The following is a 24,773-nucleotide window of genomic DNA, read 5'->3' on the forward strand; positions in this document are numbered from 1 at the left end:
GCGCGGCCGTCTGCCCCGCCCTGGTCAGGGCGTGGTCTTCGGCCGCGGTACCAGCCAGCCGAGAATCACGCCTTTCTTCGGCGCCGCCTCGATCAGTGGCCTGGCGTCGTACCAGCGCACACGATCGAGGGCATCCTGCTTGTCGCCCCAACTGTTGCGCAGGCGCAAGCCGTAGCGGCACTCTCCCGAGGCTTCGCACAGCCTGGCGTAGCCATAGATCACGTAGGAATGGGCGAAGTCCTTGCTGCAGCCCTTGGCTCCGGTCTTTTTGAGCGCGCATTCCACTTCGAGGATCAACGGCGAACCGCCATCGATGGCCTTTTTGATCACGGCCAGGGCGCCGGCATAGGTGTGGGGCTTTTTCTCGCTGTCGGGGTATTCCACCAGCTTCATGTTGCGCTCGAACGGCACATGGTTGGGCAGGCGCTTGCAGCGGTCCGGGATCACCACCCGCAACAGGAATTCACCGAATTTCCTGCCATTGAGGCCCTTGGCCAGTTGCGGGTTATCGACCGAGGGCACGATCTGGCGCAGTTCGGCCAGGACCGTCTCGGGAATGTCGGCGGTAGTGGCGAACTTACCGTTGTACTTGCGGTAGAACGCTTGCAACTGCCCGAGCAGTTCGCGCTGTGCAGCCACCGAGGCCTCGCTGATGCTGCCGTCTTCCACATAGCGGCTGCCCAGGAACGCACGTTCATCGATGCAGGCCTGGTCGATGGCCGAACCCCGGATTACCGCGGTATTGAACAATGCCAGGATCGCGCTGCCGCCTTCGGTCAGTTCCTCGGGTTTGTTGAAGCTGTAGCCGCCTTCGCCGTAGACCGGCATTTCCTGGCCCCAGACCGCCACGCCCAGCGGTGACACCAGGCGATTGGGCTCCACCGCGGTGCAGCTTTCCTTGTAGGCCTGGCAGTTGTGGTAGTTGAACACCGTAGCGGCAGAATGCCCGTAGCAGAAACCGAAGCCCTGCTGGCTGGTGGGCGCGGGCATGTTCTCCAGGACCTTGATGTCCTTGTCCGAGACGGTCCATTGCTCGTCGAAATAAAGGTCGGCACGCACGTATTGGTACTTTTCTTCGGCATGGACGAAGACCGGCAGCAGGCACAGGACGATCGGCAGGAGGCGCTTCACGGCAGGAATCCCCGGGGGGAGGCTATCAAGCGAAGCGTACAAGCAGGTATGTCGTTACGCCACTAGTTGATGTGCCTGCCTTGCAATATCAGGTCAAACCGGCCCCCAGGCGGTCATCAACGGGCCCTCGATACCGCCCAGAGGATCGGCCTCCGGCAGCGGCACCCGGGCGATGCGCGCTTGCGAACCGGCATGCCCGGCGCTGCCGGGGCGCTGGATGTCGTAGTCTTCCTGCCCGCGCGGGTAGGCGCCGACCACCAGGAAGTCCTTGCTGCACTCGACGCAACGGTGGCCGGTGCCGGCTGGCAGCACCAGCACGTCCCCCGGTTCCAGGCTCAGGGTCTGCCCCGACTCGCCGCCCAGGGTGACCCGCGCCCTGCCCTGCACCACGGCCAGCGCTTCGTGGGCCGTGGAATGGTAATGGTGATAGTCGAAAATGCCGTCGCGCCAAAGCGGACTCCAGTGGTTATCGCGGAACAGGGCCTCGAAGGCGGCGGCTGCATCGCTGCCCGGCCTGGGGCGCAGGTGGTAGCGCAACACCGGCAGGTGGCTGTTGGGCGTTGCGCCGTCGTCATGGAAGTACAGTTGCTGGACCTTGGGCAGTGCGCCGGGCAGGTCATCGAAAGCGTGCATGGTTCACCTCTTCTTGCGCGAACCCAGTTCGATCCAGGTTGGCGCGTGGTCGCTGGCCTTGGGCTCGTTGCGCACCCAGGCATCGACCCCGGCGTTCTTCAGGTAGGGCGCCAGGGATGGATTGAGCAGCAGATGGTCGATGCGCAGGCCGGCGTTCTTTTCCCAGTGCTGGCGGAAGTAATCCCAGAAGGTGTAGATGCGCTCCTCGGGATAGACGTGGCGCAGCGAATCGACCCAGCCCTGCTCCAGCAGGCGCTGGTAGCAGGCGCGGCTTTGCGGTTGCAGCAAGGCGTCCTTGAGCCAGGAACGCGGGTTGTAGATATCCAGGTCGGTCGGCACCACGTTGAAATCGCCGGCCAGCACCACCGGATGTTCGCTGTCGTGCAGCGCCCGTGCATGTTCGATCAGGCATTCGAACCAGGCCAGCTTGTAGTCGAATTTGGGGCCCGGCTGGGGATTGCCATTGGGCAGGTACAGGCAGGCGACGATCACGCCATGGGCGGCGGCCTCCAGGTAGCGGCTCTGGGCATCGTTTTCCATGCCCGGCAGGCCACGGCGGATCTCCAGCGGCTCGGCGTCGCGGGCGAGGATGGCCACGCCGTTCCATGAAGGCTGTCCCAGGAACAGGCTGCCATAGCCGGCTTCGGCGATTTGCTGGGTGGGGAAGTCGGCGGCCTTGAGTTCCTGCAGGCAGACGATGTCGGGTTTCTCGCGCTCCAGCCAGGCCAGCAGATGGGCCTGGCGTGCGCGGATGCCGTTGATATTGAAGGTGGCGATCTTCAGCGCTTTCATGCGTCGGGGTCCGCCAGCCGGCTGTCCAGCGCATCTTCAAGCGCGCGGGCATGCCCGCTGTTGGCCAACGCCTTGAGCGCCATGTACTCGTCCCAGTCCACCACCCCGCTGCTGAGCAGTTCCTCGGCGCCCTGCAACAGACTGGTGTGCCAGGCGTCGGGTGAGTCAAGGCGGTAGCCGTCGTCCATCAGCATGTCGTGCCAGGCCTGGAGTTCCGGGCGATGGGGTTTGTCATTCATGGCGATGTCCTGGTTCGGTATCTGTTGGTTTGAGCCCGGGCGGGCGGCGGGCGTTCAGAAAAAACAAACTTTTCCCGCTGCCCGTGCCTCAACACCCAGGAGGCGGCAAGTCGCCGCCATGACCTGAACAGGAGGAGCTCACTCATGGCTCAGCAACTGCAAGGCAAGAACATCCTGGTAATCACCTCGAACGCCGGGGTCGAACGGGACGAACTGCTCAAACCGCTCGAAGAGCTGCGCAGCCAGGGCGCGACCCTGGTCCACGGCTCGATCGAGGGCGGTACGGTGCAGACCTTCCTGCATGACACCGAGAAGGACCGCACCGTCGAATCCGATGCCCGGCTCAAGGACCTGCACGAAGCCGATTTCCACGCCCTGGTGATCCCGGGCGGAACGGTCAATGCCGATACCCTGCGTACCGACGAGGATGCCCGCCGCCTGATCAAGGAATTCAGCCTGGCCGGCAAGGTGGTCGCAGCGATCTGCCATGGCCCCTGGGCCTTGATCGATGCCGGCGTCGCCGAAGGCAAGACGCTGACTTCCTACCCCAGCCTGAAGATCGACCTGGCCAATGCCGGGGCCGAATGGGTCGATAAGGAAGTTCAGAAATGCGGGGCCAAGGACTGGACCCTGATCACCTCGCGCAAGCCGGATGACATTCCGGCGTTCAACCGGGCGATTGGTGAGGCGCTGGTGGCCTGACGGCTCGAGTGCCTGGACGGGCCTCATCGCCGGCAACGCCGGCTCCCACAGGTTTTGTGTGCACCGCGAACCTTGTGGGAGCCGGCGTTGCCGGCGATGAGGCCCTCAAGGCTGTCAGTGATCCATCTCGTCCTTGACGATCTTGCCGCTGTGCGGGTCGACCTTGAATTCGTATTTCATGCCATCGGCCTTGACCCCCTCGCCTTCCCAATAGCCGTCATCGGCTTCGATCTTGGTGATCTGGGTGTAGCCGGCCGCCTTGAGGGTGGTTTGCGCCTGGTCCTGGGTGACTTTCCAGTCCGCGCCGGGCTGGTCGGCAAAGGCCGGCGCGGCCAGCGCGCCGACCAGGGCCAGGCCGGCGAACATCGAGGTCAGTGGTTTCATGGGGGCATCTCCTTGTTTTGCATGAAAGGTCTGTGGTGGACCCGTACGCCGATACCAAGGTTCAGCCGGATTCGCCGCAAGCGACGGCACGGCTTACACTGTGCGGCCGTTTTACTCGTCAAACCCAGGGGTTATCCATGGCCAAACACGACATCACCTACATTCCCGACCCGGACCCGGAGTCGATTTCCTCCGATGTGACCGGCTTCAACGGCATCCTGATGTCCACGCAAATCCCCACCCGCGCCGACGGCAGCCTGGAACTGGGCGATATCACCGCGCAAAGCGAATGCACGCTGCAGGCGCTGAAAGTGGCGCTGGAAAAGGCCGGCAGTTCGATGGACCGCGTCCTGCACCTGACCATCTACCTCACCGACATGGCCGAACGCGCGGCGTTCAACGAGGTATACCAGCGTTTCTTCAAGCAGCCCTGGCCGGTGCGTGCCGCAGTGGGCGTGGCGCAACTGGCGGTTGAAGGCATGAAGGTGGAAGTCACGGCGATGGCAGCGAAGGCCTGATTTTCCCTGCTCTACACAAAACCTGTGGGAGCGGGTTCACCCGCGATGGCTATGGTGTATCCACTATCGTAATCGCGGGTGAACCCGCTCCCACAGGGGACGTGTGCGACAGCGTTGTCCGTCCCGCCTGGCAGCATTCGGATGCCCCCCGGCCAATTCGCCGCTACAATGCGCGCCTTGACCGTGAAGCAGCCCGAAAAAAACATCATGTCCTTGCCCAAGCATCACCTGGAATTGCTCAGCCCCGCCCGCGATGTCGCCATCGCCCGCGAGGCCATCCTGCATGGCGCCGACGCCGTGTACATCGGCGGCCCGAGCTTCGGCGCGCGGCATAACGCCTGCAACGACGTCAGCGATATCGCCGAGCTGGTGACGTTCGCCCGTCGCTATCACGCGCGCATCTTCACTACCATCAACACCATCCTCCACGACAACGAGCTGGAACCGGCGCGCAAGCTGATCCACCAGCTCTACGATGCCGGCGTGGATGCGCTGATCGTCCAGGACCTGGGGGTGATGGAGTTGGATATCCCGCCGATCGAACTGCACGCCAGTACCCAGACCGATATCCGCACCCTGGCCCGGGCAAAGTTCCTCGACCAGGCCGGTTTTTCCCAGCTGGTACTGGCCCGCGAGCTGAACCTCAAGGAAATCCGCGCCATCGCCGACGAAACCGACGCGGCGATCGAGTTCTTCATCCACGGCGCGCTGTGCGTGGCCTTCTCCGGCCAGTGCAACATCTCCCACGCCCAGACCGGGCGCAGTGCCAACCGTGGCGACTGCTCCCAGGCCTGCCGCCTGCCCTACACCCTCAAGGATGAAAAAGGCGGCGTGATCGCCTATGAAAAGCACCTGCTGTCGATGAAAGACAACAACCAGAGCGCCAACCTGCGCGCACTGGTCGATGCCGGGGTGCGTTCGTTCAAGATCGAAGGCCGCTACAAGGACATGGGCTATGTGAAGAACATCACCGCCTACTACCGCCAGCGCCTCGACGAGATCCTCGAGGAGCGCCCGGACCTGGCCCGCGCCTCCAGCGGCCGTACCGCGCACTTCTTCGTGCCGGATCCGGACAAGACCTTCCACCGCGGCAGCACCGACTATTTCGTCAGCGAACGCAAGATCGATATCGGAGCCTTCGACTCGCCGACCTTCACCGGCCTGCTGGTGGGCAACGTCGAGAAGGTCGGCAAGCGCGACCTGAGCGTGGTCACCCATGAGCCACTGTCCAACGGCGACGGGCTGAACGTGCTGGTCAAGCGCGAGGTGGTGGGCTTCCGCGCCAACATCGCCGAGCTCAAGGGCGAGTTCGAGGAAGACGGCGAGAAGCGCTACCGCTATCGCGTCGAGCCCAACGAGATGCCCGAGGGCCTGCACAAGCTGCGCCCGAACCATCCGCTGAGCCGCAACCTCGACCACAACTGGCAGCAGGCCCTGCTCAAGACCTCGGCGGAACGCCGGGTCGGCCTGTCCTGGGTGGCCCGCCTGCGCGAGGATGCCCTGGAACTGACCGCCACCAGCGAGGAAGGCGTCAGTGCCAGTGCCCGCCTGGCCGGTCCGTTCGGCGCCGCCAACAAGCCGGAACAAGCCCTGGAACAACTGCACGACCTGCTGGGGCAACTGGGTACCACCCAGTACCACGCCGACGCCGTGGAACTGGATGCGCCGCACGCCTTCTTCATCCCCAACTCGCAGCTCAAGGCCCTGCGCCGCGAAGTGATCGAGGCCCTGACCGAAGCGCGCATCGCCGCTCATCCTCGTGGTGGGCGCAAGGCGGAAACCACGCCGCCACCGGTCTACCCCGAGTCGCACCTGTCGTTCCTGGCCAACGTCTACAACGAGAAGGCCCGGGCGTTCTATCACCGCCATGGCGTCGAGCTGATCGATGCCGCGTACGAAGCCCACGAAGAGCCGGGCGAAGTGCCGGTGATGATCACCAAGCACTGCCTGCGATTCTCGTTCAACCTGTGCCCCAAACAGGCCAAGGGCGTGACCGGCGTGCGCACCAAGGTGGCGCCGATGCAACTGATCCATGGCGATGAAGTGCTGACCCTGAAGTTCGACTGCAAGCCGTGCGAGATGCACGTGATCGGCAAGATGAAGGGCCACATTCTCGACCTGCCGCAGCCGGGCAGCGCCATCGTCGGGCATATCAGCGCCGAAGACCTGATGAAGACCATTCCCCGCGGGCCGCACTGAGGCCCCACCTGGCATTCGTTTTGCGTCGAAATCGTCCTCCTAGACGATCAATTCCCCTGTGGGAGCGGGTTCACCCGCGATTGCTATGGTGACTTCACTACCGTAATCGCGGGTAAACCCGCTCCCACAGTGATCGCATTCCGCCATTTATCTCCACCTCCGATCCGACCACCAACCGGTAGCTCTTTGCGCAACCTGTAGGAAATATTGCTATCATCCGTAAGCTTTTTCCTACGCGACTCAGGGCCCGCCTGAGCGCCATGTCAGGGAAAAACCCAAAAAACGGCATTCAACTTTTATCGACACAGGCCGATGCAGGAACGCAGGCCGTGCCAGAGCGGCTCAGGATCAAGTCAAAATTTCGGCGCTTTATTTTCGTTGCTCCAGCAATCGGAAACACCGGCGTAGAAAAAACAAATTATTGACACCGTCATTTTGATATCACACCCTTGCCTCCTTGGAAGACTTTTGATCTGCCCCTTCTGTAGTCCAGATAGCCGTTGGCTGGAAGTACATATATGAGTCAAGCAGACGATATTGGAAATCTGTTCCTACGCTTTGGGGCCAGCGCCGACAGCTACCGGGAAATCAACACCGAGTTCGAGTACCTCGAACCGCTGCCCGGCAGGACCGAGCCGGCGCCGCTTGCGCCCGCTGTGGTGAAACCCGCCCTGGTCGAGGTCAAGCGCCTGGCCCTGGCGCCTGCCGTTCCCGTGTCATCCAACCCTGCTCCGGCACATTCGCCGTCGAGCCTGGAGGCACCGGCCGGGTCTTTGCGCGAGCGTCTTCTGGAGATCGCCCGCGAACGCCGCCAGGCCGCCGAAGAGAGCAACCGTCGCGCCCTGGACAAGGCCATGCGGGTGCAACCTGCGTCGCGCCCGCAGGCCCGGGTGCTGGCAGTGGTGTCAGCCAAGGGCGGCGTCGGCAAGACGACATTGACCACTGCCCTGGCCAGGCTGCTCAAGCGCCCGGCCGGTCGTACCCTGGTGCTCGACCTCGATCCGCAGAATGCCGTGCTCAGCCACTTCGGCCTGCCGCGCAGCACGCCGGGGCTGAACCAGGCACGCCTGCAGGCCCTGGACTGGAGCCAGATCCGCGTCCCTTGCGACGCCGGGATCGAATGCCTGCCGTTCGGCCCCAGCAATGCCTCGGACCTGCGCGCCTTCGAAAACCTCCTGGCCAGCAATCCCGAATGGCTGGTCCAGGAACTGTCCACCCTTGACCTGGGCAAGGACGACCTGCTGCTGATCGACACCGCCACCGGTGCTTCGCCGTGGCTGCATCAGGTGCTGGCCATCGCCGACCAGGTGGTCGCCTTGACCCTCGCCGACGCAGCTTCGTACCTGGTGCTGGACAAGTTGCAATCCTGGCTCTCGCCACTGCGCCCCGAGCACTGCGCGTTCCTGGTCAACCAGGTCGATGCCCGCAGCGCCCTGAGCCTGGACATGAGCGAAGTACTGCGCCAGCAACTGGGCAGCCAATGCCTGGCCGCCATCCCGTTCGACCCTCAGGTTGGCGAGGCCCTGGCCCTCGAATACAACCTTTTCCAGCAACCGGCCGATAGCCCCGCCTGCCAGGCGCTGCGCAACGTTGCCGGCCAGTTGTCCCACCGCCTCGAGCAGATTCGCGAAGAAAACAGCGCCTCATGACCGCCCAACTCACATCGACGCCGGAGTTGCCGACGTCCAGGAGAGCGCGGGCGCTTGCCTGGGTCGCCCGGATGGAACAGCTGCCATCCCCGCTGAAACTCGGCCTGAAGATCGCTGCGGCAGTGCTCGGCCTGCTCCTGCTTGCCGCCGTGGTCACCGCGCCCCTGGACCTGGAGCGCCAGTTCGCCTTCGCCGGCCTGTGCCTGGTCTGCCTGCTGGTGCTGCGCAAGGTACCCGGACGCCTGCCGGTGATGGCGATGATCGCCCTGTCGCTGCTGGCGACCTTGCGCTACGTCTATTGGCGCCTGACCGATACCCTCGGATTCGACAACTGGCTGGACATGTTCTTCGGCTATGGCCTGGTGGCCGCCGAAACCTATGCCCTGATCATCCTCGCCTTCGGCTACATGCAAACCGCCTGGCCGCTCAAGCGCAAGCCGAAGCTGCTCGACGTGCCGCCACAGGAATGGCCGGTGGTGGACGTGTTCGTGCCGACCTACAACGAAGAGCTGAGCATCGTGAAGCTCACCGTACTGGCCGCCCAGGCCATGGACTGGCCACGGGACAAGCTGCGCATCCATGTGCTCGACGACGGTCGCCGCGAGGAGTTCCGCGAGTTCTCCCGGCAGATCGGGGTCAACTACATCGTTCGCGACAACAACCGCCACGCCAAGGCCGGTAACCTCAACGAAGCGCTGAAGGTCACCGACGGCGAATTCGTGGCGATCTTCGATGCCGACCACGTGCCGACCCGCTCCTTCCTCCAGGTCACCATGGGCTGGTTCCTCAAGGACCCGAAGCTGTCGCTGCTGCAGACCCCGCACTTCTTCTTTTCTCCAGACCCGTTCGAGAAGAACCTCGACACCTTCCGTTCGGTACCCAACGAAGGCGAGCTGTTCTACGGCCTGATCCAGGACGGCAACGACCTGTGGAACGCCACGTTCTTCTGCGGCTCCTGCGCCGTGATCCGTCGTACCCACCTGATGGAAGTCGGCGGGGTGGCGGTCGAGACCGTGACCGAGGACGCCCATACCGCCCTCAAGCTCAACCGCAAGGGCTACAACACGGCCTACCTGGCGATCCCCCAGGCGGCGGGGCTGGCCACCGAGAGCCTGTCGCGGCACATCAACCAGCGTATCCGCTGGGCCCGAGGCATGGCGCAGATCTTCCGCACCGACAACCCGTTCATGGGCAAGGGCCTCAATTTCGGCCAGCGGGTCTGCTACGCCAATGCCATGGCGCACTTCTTCTACGGCCTGCCACGCCTGGTGTTCCTCACCGCGCCGCTGGCCTACCTGATCTTCGGCGCGAAGATCTTCCACGCCTCGGCGCTGATGATCACCGCCTACGTGCTGCCCCATATCATCCACGCCAGCCTGACCAACTCGCGGATCCAGGGGCGCTTCCGCCACTCGTTCTGGAACGAGGTGTACGAGTCGGTACTGGCCTGGTACATCATGCGCCCGGTGCTGGTGGCCCTGATCAACCCGAAGATCGGCGGCTTCAACGTTACCGACAAGGGCGGGATCATCGAGAAGGACTACTTCGACTGGAAGCTGGCCCGGCCCTATATCGTGCTGCTGACGCTGAACCTGATCGGCATGGTCTGCGGCATCGTCCAGTTGATCGTCGGCGACCCGGACGCGGCGGTGACCATCGTCATCAACCTGGGCTGGACCCTGTACAACGTGATCATGACCAGCGCCGCCGTGGCAGTGGCCAGTGAAAGCCGCCAGGTGCGCACCGAGCCGCGGGTGCATGCCGAGCTGCCGGTACGCCTGGCCCTGCCGGACGGCCGCCAGATCGACACCAGCACCCTGGACTTCTCGCAGAGCGGTGTCGGCGTGAAGCTGCCGCGCGACCTCGCCCTGGAGAAAGACATGGAGGTCCAGGTCACCCTGCACCGCGGCGGCCAGGCCTGTGTGCTGCCGGCACGGGTGATGTTCTCGCGCAACGGCATGGCCGGCATGCGCTTCAAGGAACTGAGCCTGCGCCAGCAAAGCGACATGGTCCGCCTGACGTTCTCCCGCGCCGACACCTGGGCCTCGACCTGGGGCGGGGCCAAGACCGACACCCCGCTGCACGCCCTGCGCGACGTCGGCAAGGTCGGCCTGCGCGGCATGTACGACCTGGGGCAGGCCACCCTGGCGGCGCTGCACCATCGCCGCTATTTCCGCAAGAACCCGACTTCTACCTCCGAACCTGCAGTGGAAACCCAATGACCTTCCAGGCTCCCGACGCCCGCCCCGTGAACCCGTTGCGCCGCCCCGCCCTGCTCGCCTGCGCCCTGCTGCTGGCCGGCGCGGCCCAGGCCGAGGACCTTGCGGCCAGCGCATCGACGCCGGCAGCGCCGGAGGCGGCACTCAGCCCGGCAGGCACCTCGCCCGGCTACCGCATGACCTTCAAGGACCTGGGCAAGGACTACACCATGAGCCTGCGGGGCATCGAGTCCGCCGACACGGTGAACTTCGACATGCGCGCCGACGAGGTGGTCACCGGCGCCCAGCTGACCCTGCAGTACACCTATTCGCCGGCCCTGCTCAGCGACCTGTCGCAGATCAACATCATGGTCAACGACGAAGTCGCCGCCAGCCTGGCGCTGCCCAAGGAAAGCGCCGGCACCCTGCAAAAGCAGACGGTGGACATCCCGCCCTACCTGATCACCGAGTTCAACCGCCTCAGCGTGCAGTTGATCGGCCACTACACCATGCAATGCGAAGACCCGCAGCATTCCAGCCTGTGGGCCAAGGTCGGCCCCGACAGCCAGTTGAGCATCCAGGTGTCCCAGGTCGAACTGCCCAACGACCTGGCCAACCTGCCGCTGCCGCTGTTCGACCGTCGCGATCGCCGCGCCCTGGCCCTGCCGTTCGTGTTCGCCGCGGCCCCTGACAACACCACCCTGGAGGCTGCCGGCGCCGTATCGTCCTGGCTAGGAGCGCTGGCCAGCTACCGTGGCGCGCGCTTCTCGACCCAGGTACAGGGCCTGCCCGCCAGCGGCAACGGCATCGTCCTGGTCAACAGCAGCGACGCCTCGCACCTGGCCGGCCTCGACCTGCCGGCGGTGGACGGCCCGACCCTGTCCATCGTCGCCAACCCCAACGACCGCTTCGGCAAGCTGCTGGTGATCGCCGGTCGCGACAGTGCCGAGATCAAGCAGGCGGCCAGCGCACTGGTGCTCGGCAGTCGCAGCTTCTCCGGGCAGCGCGTGAAGATCGAGGCCGTCGACCTGCTGCCGCGCCAGCCCTACGACGCACCCAACTGGCTGCCCAGCGACCGCCCGGTGCGCCTTGGCGAACTGCTGGAGCCGCGCCTGCTCAACGTCTCCGGCTACGCCCCGGGCATGATCACCGTGCCCCTGCGCCTGCCGCCGGATCTGTTCAACTGGCGTGAAGACGGCGCCCGCCTGGACCTGAAATACCGCTACACGCCACAGCAGACCTCGAACAATTCGTCGCTGATGGTGAGCTTCAACGACCGTTTCATCCGCTCCATGCCGCTGCCGTCGATCCAGAGCATGGGCGCCGGCGAAAGCCTGCTGGCCATGCTGAAGAAGGACGACAGCCTGGTACGCGAGGCGAGCATGCTGCTGCCGCTGGATTCAGTGGCGCTGCAATCGCGCCTGCAGTTCCGCTACCAGTTCGACTACGTCAAGCAAGGCGAATGCGGCGACATCATCATCGACAACATGCGCGGCGCCATCGACCCCGACTCGACCCTTGACCTGAGCGGCTACGACCACTTCATCGCCATGCCCAACCTCGGCGTCTTCAAGGACAGCGGTTTCCCCTTCACGCGCATGGCCGACCTGTCGCAGACCGCCGTGATCCTCCCGGACAACGCCGGCCCGGCCGACTGGGACGCCTACCTGACCGTACTCGGGCGCTTCGGCGACTCCACCGGTTACCCCGCCACCGCAGTGCGTGTTGCCCAGGCCGATGACATCGCGCAGTTCGCCGACAAGGACCTGCTGGTGCTGTCTTCGGCGCACAACCAGCCGCTGCTCACGCAATGGGCCGAGCATCTGCCAAGCCGTGCCGAAGACGCCAAGCGCTACGTGGAGTTCTCCGACCTGCCGCTGCGCCTGCGCCAATGGCTCAGCCCCGACCCGGCCGCCAACCTGCGCAAGGCCCGCGGCGCCCTGACCTTCAGCGGCGAAGACAGCGCATCCTACGTCAGCGGTTTCGAATCGCCGCTGCAGAAGGGTCGCAGCGTGGTCCTGCTGTCCAGCCCGCGTCCGGACAAGCTCGGCGAAATCACCGACGCACTGATTGGCGGCGAGCACTACACCCAGGCCCTGCAAGGCAGCCTGGCGGTGATCAAGGGCAAGAACATCCAGTCGCTGGTGGCCGAGGAGGACTACTACGTCGGCCACCTGGGCCCGTTCAGGTACATCCAGTGGGTACTGTCTCGGCATGTTCTGCTGCTGTTGGTGCTGACCGTGGTCGGCGTGTCGCTGGTCAGTTGCGCCGCCTACTTCTCGCTGCGGGCCATTGCCCGGCGCCGGCTCAAGGACCAGTAAGCCATGGGCAGCCCTTGGAAAACCCTGCTCGCAACGGCGCTCGCGGCCTGGCTGCTGCCTGCCGGCGCACAGGCCGCGGAGCAGTGCGGCGTCAGCGACTGGCCGTTGTGGCACCGCTTCGTCGAGCATTTCATCCAGCCCGACGGCCGGGTGCTGGACGCCAGTACCCCGCAGTTGCACAGCTCGTCCGAAGGCCAGTCCTACGGCATGTTCTTCGCCCTGGTGGCGAATGACCGCGATGCCTTCGACAAGCTGTGGGCATGGGCGAAAAACAACCTGGCCGGCAGCGACATCGGCGCCAACCTGCCTGGCTGGTGGTGGGGCAAGGACGACAAGGGCCAGTGGCGCCTGCTCGACAGCAACTCGGCCTCCGACGCCGACCTGTGGTTCGCCTACGCCTTGAGCGAAGCGGCGCGCCTGTGGAAGGACGAACGCTATAGCGAAGACGCCAGGCTGTTGCTGGCCAATATCAAGGCCCGGGAAGTCGCCGACCTGCCCGGCCTGGGCAAGATGCTCCTGCCCGGTCCGTTCGGCTTCGCCCAACCCGATCATCTCTGGCACCTCAACCCCAGCTACCTGCCGGTACCGGTGCTGCGCCGCCTGGCCGGGGTCGATCCACAAGGGCCGTGGAACGAAATCGCCCGCAGCACCGGCAGCCTGATGCAGCGCGCCGCCCGGCACGGCTTCGTCGCCGACTGGGTCGGCTATCGCGGTACCGGGCCCACCTCCGGGCTGTTCATCATCGACCCGCTCAAGGGCGACCTGGGCAGCTATGACGCAATCCGCACCTACCTCTGGGCCGGGCTGACGCCCAACAGCGATCCCCTGGCCAAGCCGATCCTCGACAGCCTCGACGGCATGTCGCGGATCGTCGCCACCCAGGGCACGCCACCGGAGAAGGTCGAGGTGCACGCCAACAGCACTAGCAATGCCGGCAATTTCGGTTTCTCCGCCGCCCTGCTGCCCTACCTCAAGGCCCGCCAGCAACCCTGGCTGGAGCAGCAGCAACGGGCCCGCGTCGATGCCGAACTGGCCCAAAGCCTTACCCCGCAGGCCGTGCAGGCCAGCCAACCACCCTATTACTCCGTGGTCCTCAGCCTGTTCGCCCTTGGCTACATGGATGAGCACTACCGCTTCCTCGCCGACGGGAAGCTGCAACCTCTCTGGGAGACTTCATGCGCTCGCGCCGCCAAACCCTAGCCGTCGGCCTGCTTGCCGCACTGTCCTGCTCCGCCGCCCACGCCGAACTCAGCGCCAACGGCAAGGCCCTGCTCGAACAGGGCCAGTACTGGCAGGCACGCAAGGACAAGGCACGGGCCTCCGAAGCCTGGCGCAAGCTGCTGCTGATCGATCCGCAGCAATCCGATGCCATCTACAACCTCGGCCTCATCGAGCTGGACAGCGATCGCCCGGCCAACGCCAAGCGTTATCTTGAGCAATTGCAGGCGGCCCATCCCGGCTCGCAACAGGCCCTGCTGCTGGACCAGGAAATCCGCCTGCACGGTGCCGCCACCGGCGAGCACCTGAACCAGGCGCGTATCGCGGTGGAATCCGGCGAAGCGGAAAAGGCCGTGGAAACCTACCGCGGACTGTTCGGCGGCCAGCCGCCCCAGGGTGACCTGGCCCTCGAATACTACGGCACCCTCGGCTACACCAAGGGTGGTTTGCCGGAGGCCCGTCAAGGGTTGGAGCGCCTCATCGCGCAGGGCGGCGACAATCGCCGGGCCAGGCTGATCCTGGCCAAGCTGCTGCTCGGCAACGAAAGTACCCGCGCCGACGGCCTGCGCCGCCTGGCTTCGTTCCGCGATGATCCGGTGATCGGCAGCCAGGCCGTGGAAGCCTGGCGCCAGGGGCTGTCGTGGCTGGGCGGGAGCAAGGCCGACATGGCCTTGTTCGAGGAGTACCTGAAGGCGTATCCGGACGACGAGGAAATCCGCGAGCAGATGCGTACCGGCCAGCGTCGGGCGCAGTCCGGCTATCAGCAGAATCCCCATCTGGCCCGGGGCTTCAAAGCCCTCGAAAGCGAAGACCTGAACGCTGCCGAGCAGTCGTTCCAGGCGCGCCTGCGCGAAGCGCCACAGGACGCCGATGCCCTCGGCGGCCTGGGGCTGGTGCGCCAGCGCCAGGGTCGCCTGGCAGATGCCGATGCCCTGCTGCGCCAGGCGATCAAGCAAGGCAATGCCAGCCGCTGGCAGAGTGCACTGCTCGCCAACCAGTACTGGGTGCTGCTGGACCAGGCCGCACAGGCGCGTGACGCCGGCAATCCGGACAAGGCCCGGGAACTGCTGCAACGGGCCATCGCCAGCAATCCGCGGGAAGTCCAGGGCCATCTCAACCTGGCCGACCTGCAGGCGTCCCAGGGCCAGTTCCAACTGGCCGAGACCACCTACCGCCATGCCCTGAGCCTGGATGCCGGCCAGGCCGACGCCCTCGCCGGCCTGATCGCCATCCTGGCGCAAAACGGCAAACTGGCCGAAGCACAGCGCCTGATCGACAACCTCGGCGATGCCCAGCGCCAACGCGTGGACATGAGCAGGCTGCGTGCCGCCATCGCCGTCGGCCAGGCCAAGGACGCCGAAGCCCGGGGCGATCTGGCCGCCGCGCGCAAGGCCCTGGAGGACGCGGTGCGCAACGACCCGCAGAACCCCTGGACGCGCTCGGATCTGGCCGAGATCTATCTGAAGACCGACGCCGCGAACAAGGCCCGGCAGACCATGGACGAACTGGTCCAGGCCAACCCGGGCAAGCCCGAGGCGCTGTATGCCGGTGCGCTGTTCGCCAGCCGCCAGGAACAGTGGGCCAAGGCCCGCCAGTTGCTCGAGCGCATCCCCGCCAGCCAGCGCAGCAAGGCGATGAACAACCTCGCCGAGGAAGTCGAACTGCGCCAGTTGGCCGCCCAGGCGCAAACCCTGGCCAAACAGGGCAAGCGCAGCCAGGCCCTGAACCTGCTGCAACGGGCCGAGAATGGCGTCAGCGCCAGCCCCGACCTGTATGCCGCCCTCGCCGCGGCCTATATCGAGATCGGCTACAGCGACCGCGCCGTGTCCATGCTGCGCAACGCCATCGCCCAGAGCAGCACGCCGACGCCGGCCCTGCGCATTGCCTATGCCGGCGCCCTGCTCAAGAGCGGCGACGACATGCAGGTCAGCCAGATGCTGCGCGAACTGCGCAGCCTGCCGCTGACCCGCGCCGAGCAGCGCAGCTACGACGACCTGCTGTTCCAGTACACCGTGCGCCAGGCCGACCTGCTGCGCGAGAAAGGCGACCTGGTCGCCGCCTACGACACCCTGGCCCCGGCCCTGGCCCAGCGTCCGGACGATGCCCAGGCGGTGTCCTCGCTGGCGCGCATGTACCTGGATAACCGCAATCCGCAGAAGGCGGTGGACCTCTACCAGCCCTTGCTTGCCGCCCAGCCGGACAACGCCGATGTGCAAATGGGCGCGGCCCTGGCCTACCAGCAGAACGGCCAGACCGCCCAGGCGGAGCGGGCCATCGAACGTGGCCTGGAACTGGCCCCGGAAAATCCGCAGGTGCTGAGCACGGCAGCGGCCTGGTACCGCAGCCGCGGCAAACTGGCCAAGGCCCAGGCACTTTATGCCCAGGCCCTGGCCTTGCAGGGCCCGAAGGAAGAACTGATCGACAACCCGTTCGGCCAGGCCATCGCCGCCAACCCCTTCGTCGGGCAACCGGGCCAGCGCAAGGCCTCGCGCCTGGGCGATATCGCCCTCAACGAGATTCCCGAGCCGGCCAAGGTGCAAACCAGGAACCGTGCCAGCGAACCGGTGCCCTTCGACGAGCCCATGCTGCTGGCCAGCCGTGATGCCGAGCCGCTGCAACGCCGCGCTACCCGGCCGGTGGAAGAGCCACAGCGCGACGAGGTCGAAGCGGATCCGCGAGCGGCCATCGAGACCGAACTGGCCAGCCTGCGCGAGCAGCGCAGCCCGCAGCTCAGGCAAGGCGTGACCTTCCGCAGCAACAACGGCGAGTCGGGCCTGAGCAAGATCACCGACATCCAGGCGCCGCTGGAGATCAGCTTCCCGGTCAACGACGAGCGCATGGCCGTGCGGGTGACCCCGGTGTCGCTGAACGCCGGCGGCTTCCACTCCGCAAGCAACAGCGCCCTGCGTTTCGGTGGTTTCGAGGCGGGCCAGGCGCTGGACATGGACACCTTGCTGCAAGGTTCGCCCGGTTCGCAGAAGGACGCCGGCGTCGGGCTGGCCCTGGCCTATGACATGCCGGCGCTGGGTATCAAGACCGATCTCGGCAGCACCCCCATCGGTTTCCGCGAAACCAACCTGGTCGGCGGCATCAGCCTCGACCGGCCGTTCGCCGAGAACAGCAACTTCCGCTACAACCTCAACCTGTCGCGACGGGCTATGGTCGACAGCCTGGTGTCATTCGCCGGGGCCAAGGACGAACGCAGCGGCGTGGAATGGGGCGGCGTCACCGCCACCGGCCTGCGCGGCCAGCTCAGCTACGACAACCAGCGCTGGGGCAGCTATGCCTATGCCGGCTGGGCCAACCTCGACGGCAAGAACGTCGAGGATAACCAGCGTATCGAACTGGGCAGCGGCATCTACTGGTACCTGGTCAACAACGAGGATGCCCGCCTCACCGGCGGCCTGGGCCTGTCGGCGAGCAGCTACGAGAACAACCAGAGCTTCTTCACCTACGGCCACGGCGGCTATTTCAGCCCGCAGAACTTCTTCTCCATCGGTCTCCCGGTGAACTGGGCCCAGCGTGGCCCGGACTGGTCCTACCAGATCCAGGGATCGGTCGGCCTGCAGCATATCGAGCAGGACGGCGCGCCCTACTACACCGACAAGAACGCCCAGGCGACCCTGGAAAGCCTCGCTGCGATCTACCAGGCCAACAACCCCGGCAGCCTGGTCACCACCCGCTACGAATCGCAAAGCAAGACCGGCATCGGCTATTCCCTCGGCGCCAGCGGCGAATACCGCCTCGGCGACGGTTTCTTCTTCGGCGGTGCGCTGGGCGTGGACAACGCCCGCGATTATCGCCAGTTCACCGGTGGCCTGTACCTGCGCTACCTGTTCGAGGACGGCGGCGGGGCCATGCCCCTGCCGGTCAGTCCTTACCGTTCCCCCTATTCGAATTGAGCCAAAGGAGATCCATACATGGCTGCTTCCCTGCTTGCCGGCCTGACCATCCTGATGATCGGCGACAGCCACCTGGCCACGCCCAACTACCTGATGCAGGACCTGCACGACAACCTGGTCAACCAGGGCGCGCAGGTGCATACCCTGGGCGTGTGCGGTTCCAAGGCCGGTGACTGGACCGGCACCGTGGTCGGCGAATGCGGCGGTGCCGAACGGCGCAACAAGGACAAGGCGGTGGTGCTGGGCAACAAGGCCACCACCCAACCGGTGGGCCAACTGGTCGCTGCCGACAAGGCCAACCTGATCGTGGTCGTGATGGGCGATACCATGGCCGACTACACCAAGCCGGCCTTCCCCAAGGTCTGGGCCTGGCAGCAGACCAAGCAACTGACCAAGGCCATCGCCGAGACCGGTGCCAAGTGCGTCTGGGTCGGCCCAGGCTGGGGCACCGAAGGTGGCAAGTACAAGAAGACCTTCGCCCGCGTCGAGATGACCTCGAAGTTCCTCGCGGCCAACGTTGCCCCTTGCGACTACATCGACTCCCTGACCTTCGCCAAGCAGGGGCAGTGGGCGACCACCGACGGCCAGCATTACACGCCGATGGGCTACACCAGCTGGAGCAAGGCGATCACCGACGCGATGCTGAAAACCCCGGCGGTACAAGGGGCGAAGAAATGAGCCTGCGCACCCTGCTCGCCCTGCCCCTGGCGCTGGCCGCCGCTGCGGCCAACGCCGACGTCGCGCTGTACCCCACCGGCCCGGGCGAAGACTCGGCCTTCCTGCGCTTCGTCAACGTCGCCCCCGGCGCGCTGAAGATGCAGGCCGGCGGCTCCGGCGCCAGGCTCGACCTGGATGATGCGAATAAGGTCTCCGACTACCTGCCGGTGCCGGCCAACAAGGCCATCAAGGGCACCCTCAGCCGCGGCGGCCAAAACGCACCGCTGGACCTGCAGGTGGCGCCGGGTGAGTTCGCCACGGTGTTCGCCTTCGATAACGGCGGCAAGATCAGCCAGCGCGTGGTCCGCGAACAACCGGACGACTTCAACGGCCTCAAGGCCTCGCTGGCCTTCATCAGCCTCGACGCCACCTGCCAGGGCGCCAGCCTGCGTCCGGCCGGGCGCAACGCCGACCTGTTCAAGGATGCCGCCGATGGCAGCGTGCAGCGTCGCTCGATCAACCCGGTGAAGCTCTCGGTTCAGTTGGTCTGCGCCAATGCCAACGTCGGCGAGCCGCTGGACCTGGGCGAGCTCAAGGCCGGCGAGCGCTACAGCGTGATGCTGCTGCCGGGCGCCAATGGCCCGCAGTTGCTCAACGCCACCGATACCCTGGCCAACTGACAGGACGTCCGCCGCACCATGGTTTTCGCCTCGCTCGAGTTCCTGACCCTGTTCCTGCCGCTGTTCATGCTGGTCTACGCCCTGAGCCCGGCGCGGGGACGCAACCTGGTGCTGCTGCTCGGCAGCTGGTTCTTCTATGGCTGGTTGAGCCCGCTGTTCCTGCTGCTGCACGTGGTGCTGACGGTGATCGCCTGGGCCGGCGGCCTGGCGGTGGACCGCAGCCGCGAGGATGGCCGCGGCCGGGTGCACCTGCTGGCGGCGCTGATCGTGCTCAACACCCTGGTGCTGTGCTGGTACAAGTACGCCAATATCGTCGCCGCCACCTTCAACGAGCTGATCAGCCATTACGGCTACCTGCCCATGGAGTGGCAGCGCGTGGCCCTGCCGGCGGGGCTGTCGTTCATCGTCCTGCAGGCGATCTCCTACCTGGTCGATGTGCACCGTCATACCGTGCCGGTGGAACGCAGCCTGGTGAATTTCGCCACCTATATCTCGATGTTCGGCCACTCCATCGCAGGCCCCATCATTCGCTATGACTGGGTGCGCCGCGAGCTGGAGCAGCGTTACTTCAACTGGCAGAACTTCTCCCTCGGCGCGCGGCGCTTCATGATCGGCATGTGCATGAAGGTGCTGGTGGCCGACACCCTGTCGCCGCTGGTGGACGTGGCCTTCCATCTGGACAACCCGTCGTTCCTCGACGCCTGGCTGGGCTGCCTGGCGTACTCGCTGCAACTGTTCTTCGACTTCGCCGGCTACAGCGCCATGGCCATCGGCCTGGGCCTGATGCTCGGCTTTCACTTCCCGGAAAACTTCAACCGGCCTTATCTGGCCAGCAGCATCCAGGACTTCTGGCGGCGCTGGCACCTGTCGCTGTCCAGCTGGCTGCGCGACTACCTGTACATCGCCCTGGGCGGCAACCGCTTCGGCACCTGGAACACCTACCGCAACCTGTTCCTGACCATGGCCATCGCCGGGCTCTGGCATGGCGGCGACAGCTGGAACTACCTGCTCTGGGGTGCGGCCCACGGCGTGGCCTTGTGCATCGACCGGGCCTGGAGCCGCTCCAGCCTGCCAGCGATTCCCAGGGTGCTTTCCCATACCCTGACGCTGCTGTTCGTCTGCCTGGCCTGGACCCTGTTCCGCGCTCCGGACTTCGCCACCGCCATGGACATGTACGCCGGGCAGTTCGGCCTGCACGCCTTCGCCCTCGGTGAAGCGCTGTCGGCCACGGTGCGGCCGGTGCATGGCCTGGCGGCGGCGCTCGGGGTATTTTGCGTGATCGCGCCGTTGTACCAGGCACGGCTCGAACGATCCTTCGGTCACAGCGCGCTGTATGCGCTGCTGGCTACCCTCTGGCCCGTGGCCGGTTTCCTGCTGGCGTTCTCCCTGATCGCCAGTCGCGATGCCGTGCCCTTCCTGTACTTCCAGTTCTGATGACGACCAAGACCCCGCCGCCAAGCACCGCACCGACGCCCCCGAGCGCCATCGCCTTGCGCACCAGCCCGCTGGCCGGTGCCGTCCTCGCCGCCTTCCTCGCCGCCGGGCTGTTGTCCTGTGGCTGGCTGCTGGCGAGCGGCAAGCTGCAATTGCTGCCGGGCAAGGCACTGTCCAACGACGCGGTACTGGAGGGCGAAATCACCCACCGCATTGCCAAGGAACTGGCCAAGGCACCACTGCCGGAGCATGCCGCGCAGCTCGAACGCGCTGCCAGCTGGCTGGCCCTGGGCGATACCGGGCCGCGGGTCCGCGAGGGTTGTCCGCAGTGGCTGTTCATCAGTGACGAGCTGAAGATCAACCGGCATGCAGCGGACAACGCCAAGGCCAAGGCGGCGGCCGTGATTGCCCTGCGTGACCGGTTAAAGAAACGGGGCATCCAGCTACTGGTCAGCGTGGTCCCGGACAAGAGCCGGATTGCCGCCAGCCAGCTCTGCGAACTGCCACGTCCGCCCAGCCTGGAACCACGGGTGCGGGACTGGACCGCCAGCCTGCAAGCGGCGGGCGTCAATGTGCTGGACCTCACCCCAACCCTGCAACCGCTGGGCGCCGAGGCGTTCCTGCGCCTCGATACCCACTGGAGCGAAGCCGGGGCCCATGCGGCGGCGGTGGCGATTGCCGGGAAACTCGCCGGCATGGGCTTCACGGCCACACCGACGCGCAGTTTCGAAAGTGCCCGGCAGCCTGCATCGCCACGTCCGGGGGACCTGGTGCGGCTGGCCGGGCTGGACTGGTTGCCGGCGCACCTGCAACCGGCTGAAGAAGTGGTGATGACCTCGACCATCAACGAGCAGGTGCCGCAAGCGCAAGGTGGCGGCGATAGCCTCGACGACCTGTTCGGCGACGACAACCTGCCCAACCTGGCGCTGATCGGCACCTCCTTCTCGCGCAACTCGAACTTCGCCGGCTTCCTGCAACAGGCGCTCAACGCGCCGATCGGCAATTTCGCCAAGGATGGTGGGGAATTCTCCGGGGCGGCCAAGGCCTACTTCGCCAGCCCGGCCTTCTCCCAGACCCCGCCGCAACTGGTGGTCTGGGAGATTCCGGAGCGGGATGTGCAGACTGGGTATGGTGGGGATCTGAATTTGCAATGATCGCTCGGTTCTGCCAAATGACCCTCAGCGCCGGCTCTGCGGCTGACCCAGCCCCCTGTGGGAGCCGGCGTTGCCGGCGATGAGGCCGGCACTGGCAATGATGTTGTCCGGTCGGGCCAATCGCTGGCAACGCCAGCTCCCACAGGGTTCTGCAGAGCACGCGATGAGGCCGGTGGTCACCATCAATCTCGCGGACCACACCCCGCTTCCGCAGCCGGCCCATCCAGGTACTCGCGGCTCCACTGCTCCAGCGGCAACGGCGGTTGCTGCTGGAAGATCCGCGTCATGATCCGCTTCAGCGCTTCGGGGTTGCGCATCGAATCCACCCCTGCCCCCGGCCAGGAAGCCGGCGTCTGCACCTGCCATTGCCCCTGCCCATCGCACGTCGCCATGCGGAAGCGGAAGGTGTAGTTGCCCGGAATGCCCATGCGCAGGTCGCTGACCACCAGCGCATCACCGACCACGTCATAGCGCAGCCAGTCGCCGGTGAACCAGCGCAGGCGCTCGTACAGGGGCGAGCCTTCCAGCACCCTGGCCGCTTCCAGATTGAGTGGCTGACGCTGCCATTCCGGCGGGTCGTCGTCGAACAGGCTGCTGACGCCCTCGTAGTAGTCGCCCTCCGGCGTCTTCGCCACAACCCGCCAGAGCAGTGTGTTGAACGGCATCGGCAGTGCACGCAGTTGAGTGACATCGATCTCCCGGGCGCGCAGGGCGGCGTGGAAACGCTGTTCGGCAATGTTCTTCGAGAGCAGGCCGAAGCCCAGGTAAACCGTGCTCAGCAACAGCAGTACGCCGAGCACCTGGGCGGCGCGTCCGCTGAACCCCTTGATCGCGGCATAGATCACCCCGAGCAACAGCGGCAGCGTATACAGCGGATCGATGATGAACACCGCCGCCCAGCTTTGCGGCGTGGGTTGCAACGGCCAGAACAGTTGCGTGCCGTAGACGGTGAAGGCATCCAGCAGCGGATGGGTGATCAGCACCAGCCACAGGCCGAGGAACAGCCGCGGCCCGCTGTAGCCCGCGTCGGCACGGCGATGGCGGACCAGCAGCAGGACCAGCCAGGTCAGCAGCAGGGCCAGGCCGGTGAGGACGAACAGGGAATGGGAAAAGCCGCGGTGGAAGGTCATGCTCGACACGGGGTCGGCGTAGCGGATGGCGACATCGAGGTCCGGCAGGGTCGCCAGCAGCGCACCGTAGAGCAACGATCGCCGCCCTTGTACCTTGCCCAGCACCGCGCCCTGGATGGCGCCACCCAGAACTGCTTGGGTCAATGAATCCAATGGCTTTTTCCTTGAGCAAGGGGCAAAGGGCAGATGCTAGCTCAGTGACAGGCAGGAAAGCACCCTGTGCGGAGACTTGGGTGTATTTCAGGGCCTCATCGCTGGCAAGCCAGCTCCCACAGGTTCAGCACAGATCTTGAGACTTGTGCAGTACCTGTGGGAGCTGGCTTGCCAGCGATAGGGCCAGTTCAGGCAAAACATGTCCATCAGGTGTCATATAAAGCTACGAAAAGTGAGTAGCTTCCGACTTTTTTGTAGGCATTTTCCCAAGCATACTTCTGCGCGCTTTTGACGGTTGCGCTCATGGAAACCAGCACCTAGTCTCCGCCGGTCGTTGCAAATTCAACGATCGGCTTTGACAGGCCGGGATTGCATGAACGCTAGCTACCGTTATGGCGGCTGTGCGTGTGGGCACCTTCGGGTGCGCCAGGATTCTCATGCTCTCTGGTCTGTCAACCCGCGCACAGCTGCCACCCACCTGTTTGACAGCAGGAGTCTTTCCAACTCTCAAGAGCATGAGATCACCATGAAAAAACTTGTACCTGACCCACCTCGCCTCACCACCGTCCACACCCACTTCGCCACCTGCCAGAACCACCACCCGCCCCTCTTTGCCGTCTGCGAAGGCGCCGATATCGGCGATGCCCTCGAACATCTGGCGATTGCCTTGAAATCGGCGGCGGAAACCAATGCCCAGATGTGCGACCTGGCGGACCGCAAATATGGTGATCTGCTGTGGGGTACGCAGCAGTCGCTGGAGATCTCGCAGGCGTTGGTGGCTTCGTTGTTGAAGGCGGTCAAGCGGCAGGGCCTGGAACAGTTCTAATGCCTGGCGCGTACCCTGTGGGAGCGGGTTTACCCGCGATTACGTTAGTGAACCCACCATCGTAATCGCGGCGGTTCGGCGTTCCGATAAACCCGCTCTCACAGGGTACGCGTCGTGCTTTGGAACTGTTCTATTTGCTTTTCAGCTTCAGCCAGGATTGATGCAGGTCGATCGCCCAGCCATCGATGACCTGGCGGACATCGTCCGGGCGCAGTACGGTCTTGTCGTTTTCCAGTTCCTTGCCGGTGCCCTTGCGCACCACCTGGGCCACGACCTTCTGGTTGCCGCCATCGAGGAATGCCGCCTCGGTGGCGATTTCGGCCTGCCGGTCGCGGCTGCCGGCCGCCGTGCTCGCGGCCGCCACCACCAGGGCGATGGGGATCACTTCATAGGGCTTGAGCCCTTCCACATCACTGCTCACCGCTGTAATCGCCGGACGCACCACGATCACCCCCGGCCCGGGCTTGCTCGCCAACGGCAAGGATTTGCCCAGCTCGCGCTTGAGCGCCTGGTCGTAGTAATCGGTGATGCCCTTGAGGGTGGTTGCCGGAATCTGCGCGGTCGGCGCAGGCTTCGGATAGAACTGGCTCGGCTCGATATACACGCTGGTGTAGGCCTTGCTGTCCAGTTGCGGGTCGATCCAGCGCATCACCGGCGCGCCGGACGGTGATTTCGCTTCTTTCAGGCGGCTGTAGTCCTTGAGAAAGCCCGAGTAATCCTCCGGCTTGCTGAGGTTGCTGGCGCAACCGGCAAGCAGCAACGAGCTCAGGCCAATCGCTAGGGCGACTTTCATAAGTGCTCCCCACTACGGAAATCCATGGAAAAAACCCGCTGGCACCACGCCAGCGGGTTT

The 24,773-nt window shown here is 65.2% G+C and carries 20 protein-coding genes; 13 read left to right on the top strand and 7 right to left on the bottom strand.

Translation table 11 applies throughout. From position 1 onward, the window contains the following. Positions 1-24: 24 nt before the first annotated feature. The 4 genes from ACPFMA_RS14575 to ACPFMA_RS14590 form a co-directional block, all read right to left on the bottom strand. A complete protein-coding gene (locus ACPFMA_RS14575) occupies positions 25-1,131 on the bottom strand; it encodes a hypothetical protein (protein ID WP_425928055.1) in 1,107 nt (368 codons plus the stop codon). Positions 1,132-1,224: 93 nt separating this feature from the next. Further along, positions 1,225-1,764 carry a cupin domain-containing protein gene (locus tag ACPFMA_RS14580; protein WP_420056448.1) on the bottom strand — a complete coding sequence of 180 codons (540 nt, stop codon included), beginning with the start codon at positions 1,762-1,764 and terminating at the stop codon, positions 1,225-1,227. Positions 1,765-1,767: 3 nt separating this feature from the next. Beyond that, complete coding sequence (xth, locus tag ACPFMA_RS14585) at positions 1,768-2,556, bottom strand: exodeoxyribonuclease III (RefSeq protein ID WP_425928056.1); 789 nt, start codon at positions 2,554-2,556, stop codon at positions 1,768-1,770. Next, the gene (locus tag ACPFMA_RS14590; RefSeq protein WP_064304561.1) at positions 2,553-2,795 is read right to left on the bottom strand and encodes a hypothetical protein; all 243 of its coding nucleotides are present in this window, start codon (positions 2,793-2,795) and stop codon (positions 2,553-2,555) included. The genes xth and ACPFMA_RS14590 overlap by 4 nt, the downstream gene beginning before the upstream one ends. A 144-nt stretch (positions 2,796-2,939) precedes the next feature. Here ACPFMA_RS14590 and ACPFMA_RS14595 point away from each other — a divergent pair, with 144 nt between their 5' ends. After that, entirely contained in the window at positions 2,940-3,497 is a 558-nt protein-coding gene (locus ACPFMA_RS14595; protein WP_279897493.1) for a type 1 glutamine amidotransferase domain-containing protein, read from the top strand. Positions 3,498-3,611: 114 nt separating this feature from the next. Here ACPFMA_RS14595 and ACPFMA_RS14600 read toward each other — a convergent pair whose 3' ends face one another. Further along, on the bottom strand, positions 3,612-3,881 hold the full coding sequence (locus tag ACPFMA_RS14600; protein ID WP_064304563.1) for a PepSY domain-containing protein: 270 nt from the start codon (positions 3,879-3,881) through the stop codon (positions 3,612-3,614). A 137-nt stretch (positions 3,882-4,018) separates the two neighbouring features. Between ACPFMA_RS14600 and ACPFMA_RS14605 the strand changes: the two genes are divergently transcribed. The 11 genes from ACPFMA_RS14605 to ACPFMA_RS14655 all read left to right on the top strand — a co-directional run bounded on the left by ACPFMA_RS14605 (position 4,019) and on the right by ACPFMA_RS14655 (position 21,811). Beyond that, entirely contained in the window at positions 4,019-4,399 is a 381-nt protein-coding gene (locus ACPFMA_RS14605; RefSeq protein WP_420056445.1) for a RidA family protein, read from the top strand. A 207-nt stretch (positions 4,400-4,606) separates the two neighbouring features. After that, the gene (locus ACPFMA_RS14610; protein WP_425928057.1) at positions 4,607-6,598 is read left to right on the top strand and encodes a peptidase U32 family protein; all 1,992 of its coding nucleotides are present in this window, start codon (positions 4,607-4,609) and stop codon (positions 6,596-6,598) included. A 518-nt stretch (positions 6,599-7,116) separates the two neighbouring features. Further along, positions 7,117-8,247 (top strand): cellulose biosynthesis protein BcsQ, encoded by a 1,131-nt coding sequence (gene bcsQ, locus ACPFMA_RS14615; protein ID WP_425928058.1) that lies wholly within the window; start codon positions 7,117-7,119, stop codon positions 8,245-8,247. After that, positions 8,244-10,469, top strand: coding sequence for a UDP-forming cellulose synthase catalytic subunit (bcsA, locus tag ACPFMA_RS14620; protein ID WP_420056442.1), 2,226 nt, complete (start codon positions 8,244-8,246; stop codon positions 10,467-10,469). The genes bcsQ and bcsA overlap by 4 nt, the downstream gene beginning before the upstream one ends. Further along, on the top strand, positions 10,466-12,766 hold the full coding sequence (gene bcsB, locus ACPFMA_RS14625) for a cellulose biosynthesis cyclic di-GMP-binding regulatory protein BcsB (RefSeq protein WP_420056441.1): 2,301 nt from the start codon (positions 10,466-10,468) through the stop codon (positions 12,764-12,766). The genes bcsA and bcsB overlap by 4 nt, the downstream gene beginning before the upstream one ends. Before the next feature lie 3 nt (positions 12,767-12,769). Then, positions 12,770-13,966 (top strand): cellulose synthase complex periplasmic endoglucanase BcsZ, encoded by a 1,197-nt coding sequence (gene bcsZ / locus ACPFMA_RS14630; RefSeq protein WP_425928059.1) that lies wholly within the window; start codon positions 12,770-12,772, stop codon positions 13,964-13,966. Then, positions 13,942-17,886, top strand: a complete 3,945-nt coding sequence (locus ACPFMA_RS14635) for a cellulose synthase subunit BcsC-related outer membrane protein (RefSeq protein ID WP_425928060.1) — start codon at positions 13,942-13,944, stop codon at positions 17,884-17,886. The genes bcsZ and ACPFMA_RS14635 overlap by 25 nt, the downstream gene beginning before the upstream one ends. Before the next feature lie 18 nt (positions 17,887-17,904). Beyond that, positions 17,905-18,564: an SGNH/GDSL hydrolase family protein gene (locus ACPFMA_RS14640; protein WP_279897505.1), complete on the top strand. Its 660-nt coding sequence runs from the start codon at positions 17,905-17,907 to the stop codon at positions 18,562-18,564. Beyond that, positions 18,561-19,223 (top strand): alginate O-acetyltransferase AlgF, encoded by a 663-nt coding sequence (locus ACPFMA_RS14645; protein WP_425928061.1) that lies wholly within the window; start codon positions 18,561-18,563, stop codon positions 19,221-19,223. Before ACPFMA_RS14640 ends, ACPFMA_RS14645 begins: the two co-directional genes overlap by 4 nt. Before the next feature lie 18 nt (positions 19,224-19,241). Then, a complete protein-coding gene (locus ACPFMA_RS14650; protein WP_425928062.1) occupies positions 19,242-20,657 on the top strand; it encodes an MBOAT family O-acyltransferase in 1,416 nt (471 codons plus the stop codon). Continuing rightward, entirely contained in the window at positions 20,657-21,811 is a 1,155-nt protein-coding gene (locus ACPFMA_RS14655; protein WP_425928063.1) for an alginate O-acetyltransferase AlgX-related protein, read from the top strand. Before ACPFMA_RS14650 ends, ACPFMA_RS14655 begins: the two co-directional genes overlap by 1 nt. Before the next feature lie 182 nt (positions 21,812-21,993). Here ACPFMA_RS14655 and ACPFMA_RS14660 read toward each other — a convergent pair whose 3' ends face one another. After that, positions 21,994-23,094, bottom strand: coding sequence for a metal-dependent hydrolase (locus ACPFMA_RS14660; protein WP_425928064.1), 1,101 nt, complete (start codon positions 23,092-23,094; stop codon positions 21,994-21,996). A 373-nt stretch (positions 23,095-23,467) separates the two neighbouring features. Here ACPFMA_RS14660 and ACPFMA_RS14665 point away from each other — a divergent pair, with 373 nt between their 5' ends. Continuing rightward, positions 23,468-23,920, top strand: a complete 453-nt coding sequence (locus ACPFMA_RS14665) for a hypothetical protein (RefSeq protein WP_420056434.1) — start codon at positions 23,468-23,470, stop codon at positions 23,918-23,920. Between the two features lie 130 nt (positions 23,921-24,050). On the opposite strand, the gene ACPFMA_RS14670 is transcribed toward ACPFMA_RS14665, so the two are convergent. Beyond that, positions 24,051-24,713, bottom strand: a complete 663-nt coding sequence (locus ACPFMA_RS14670) for a DUF3313 domain-containing protein (RefSeq protein WP_064304575.1) — start codon at positions 24,711-24,713, stop codon at positions 24,051-24,053. Between the last annotated feature and the right edge of the window lie 60 nt (positions 24,714-24,773).

The sequence above is a fragment of the Pseudomonas sp. NyZ201 genome, from assembly GCF_049860765.1.
Taxonomy (GTDB): domain Bacteria; phylum Pseudomonadota; class Gammaproteobacteria; order Pseudomonadales; family Pseudomonadaceae; genus Aquipseudomonas; species Aquipseudomonas bharatica.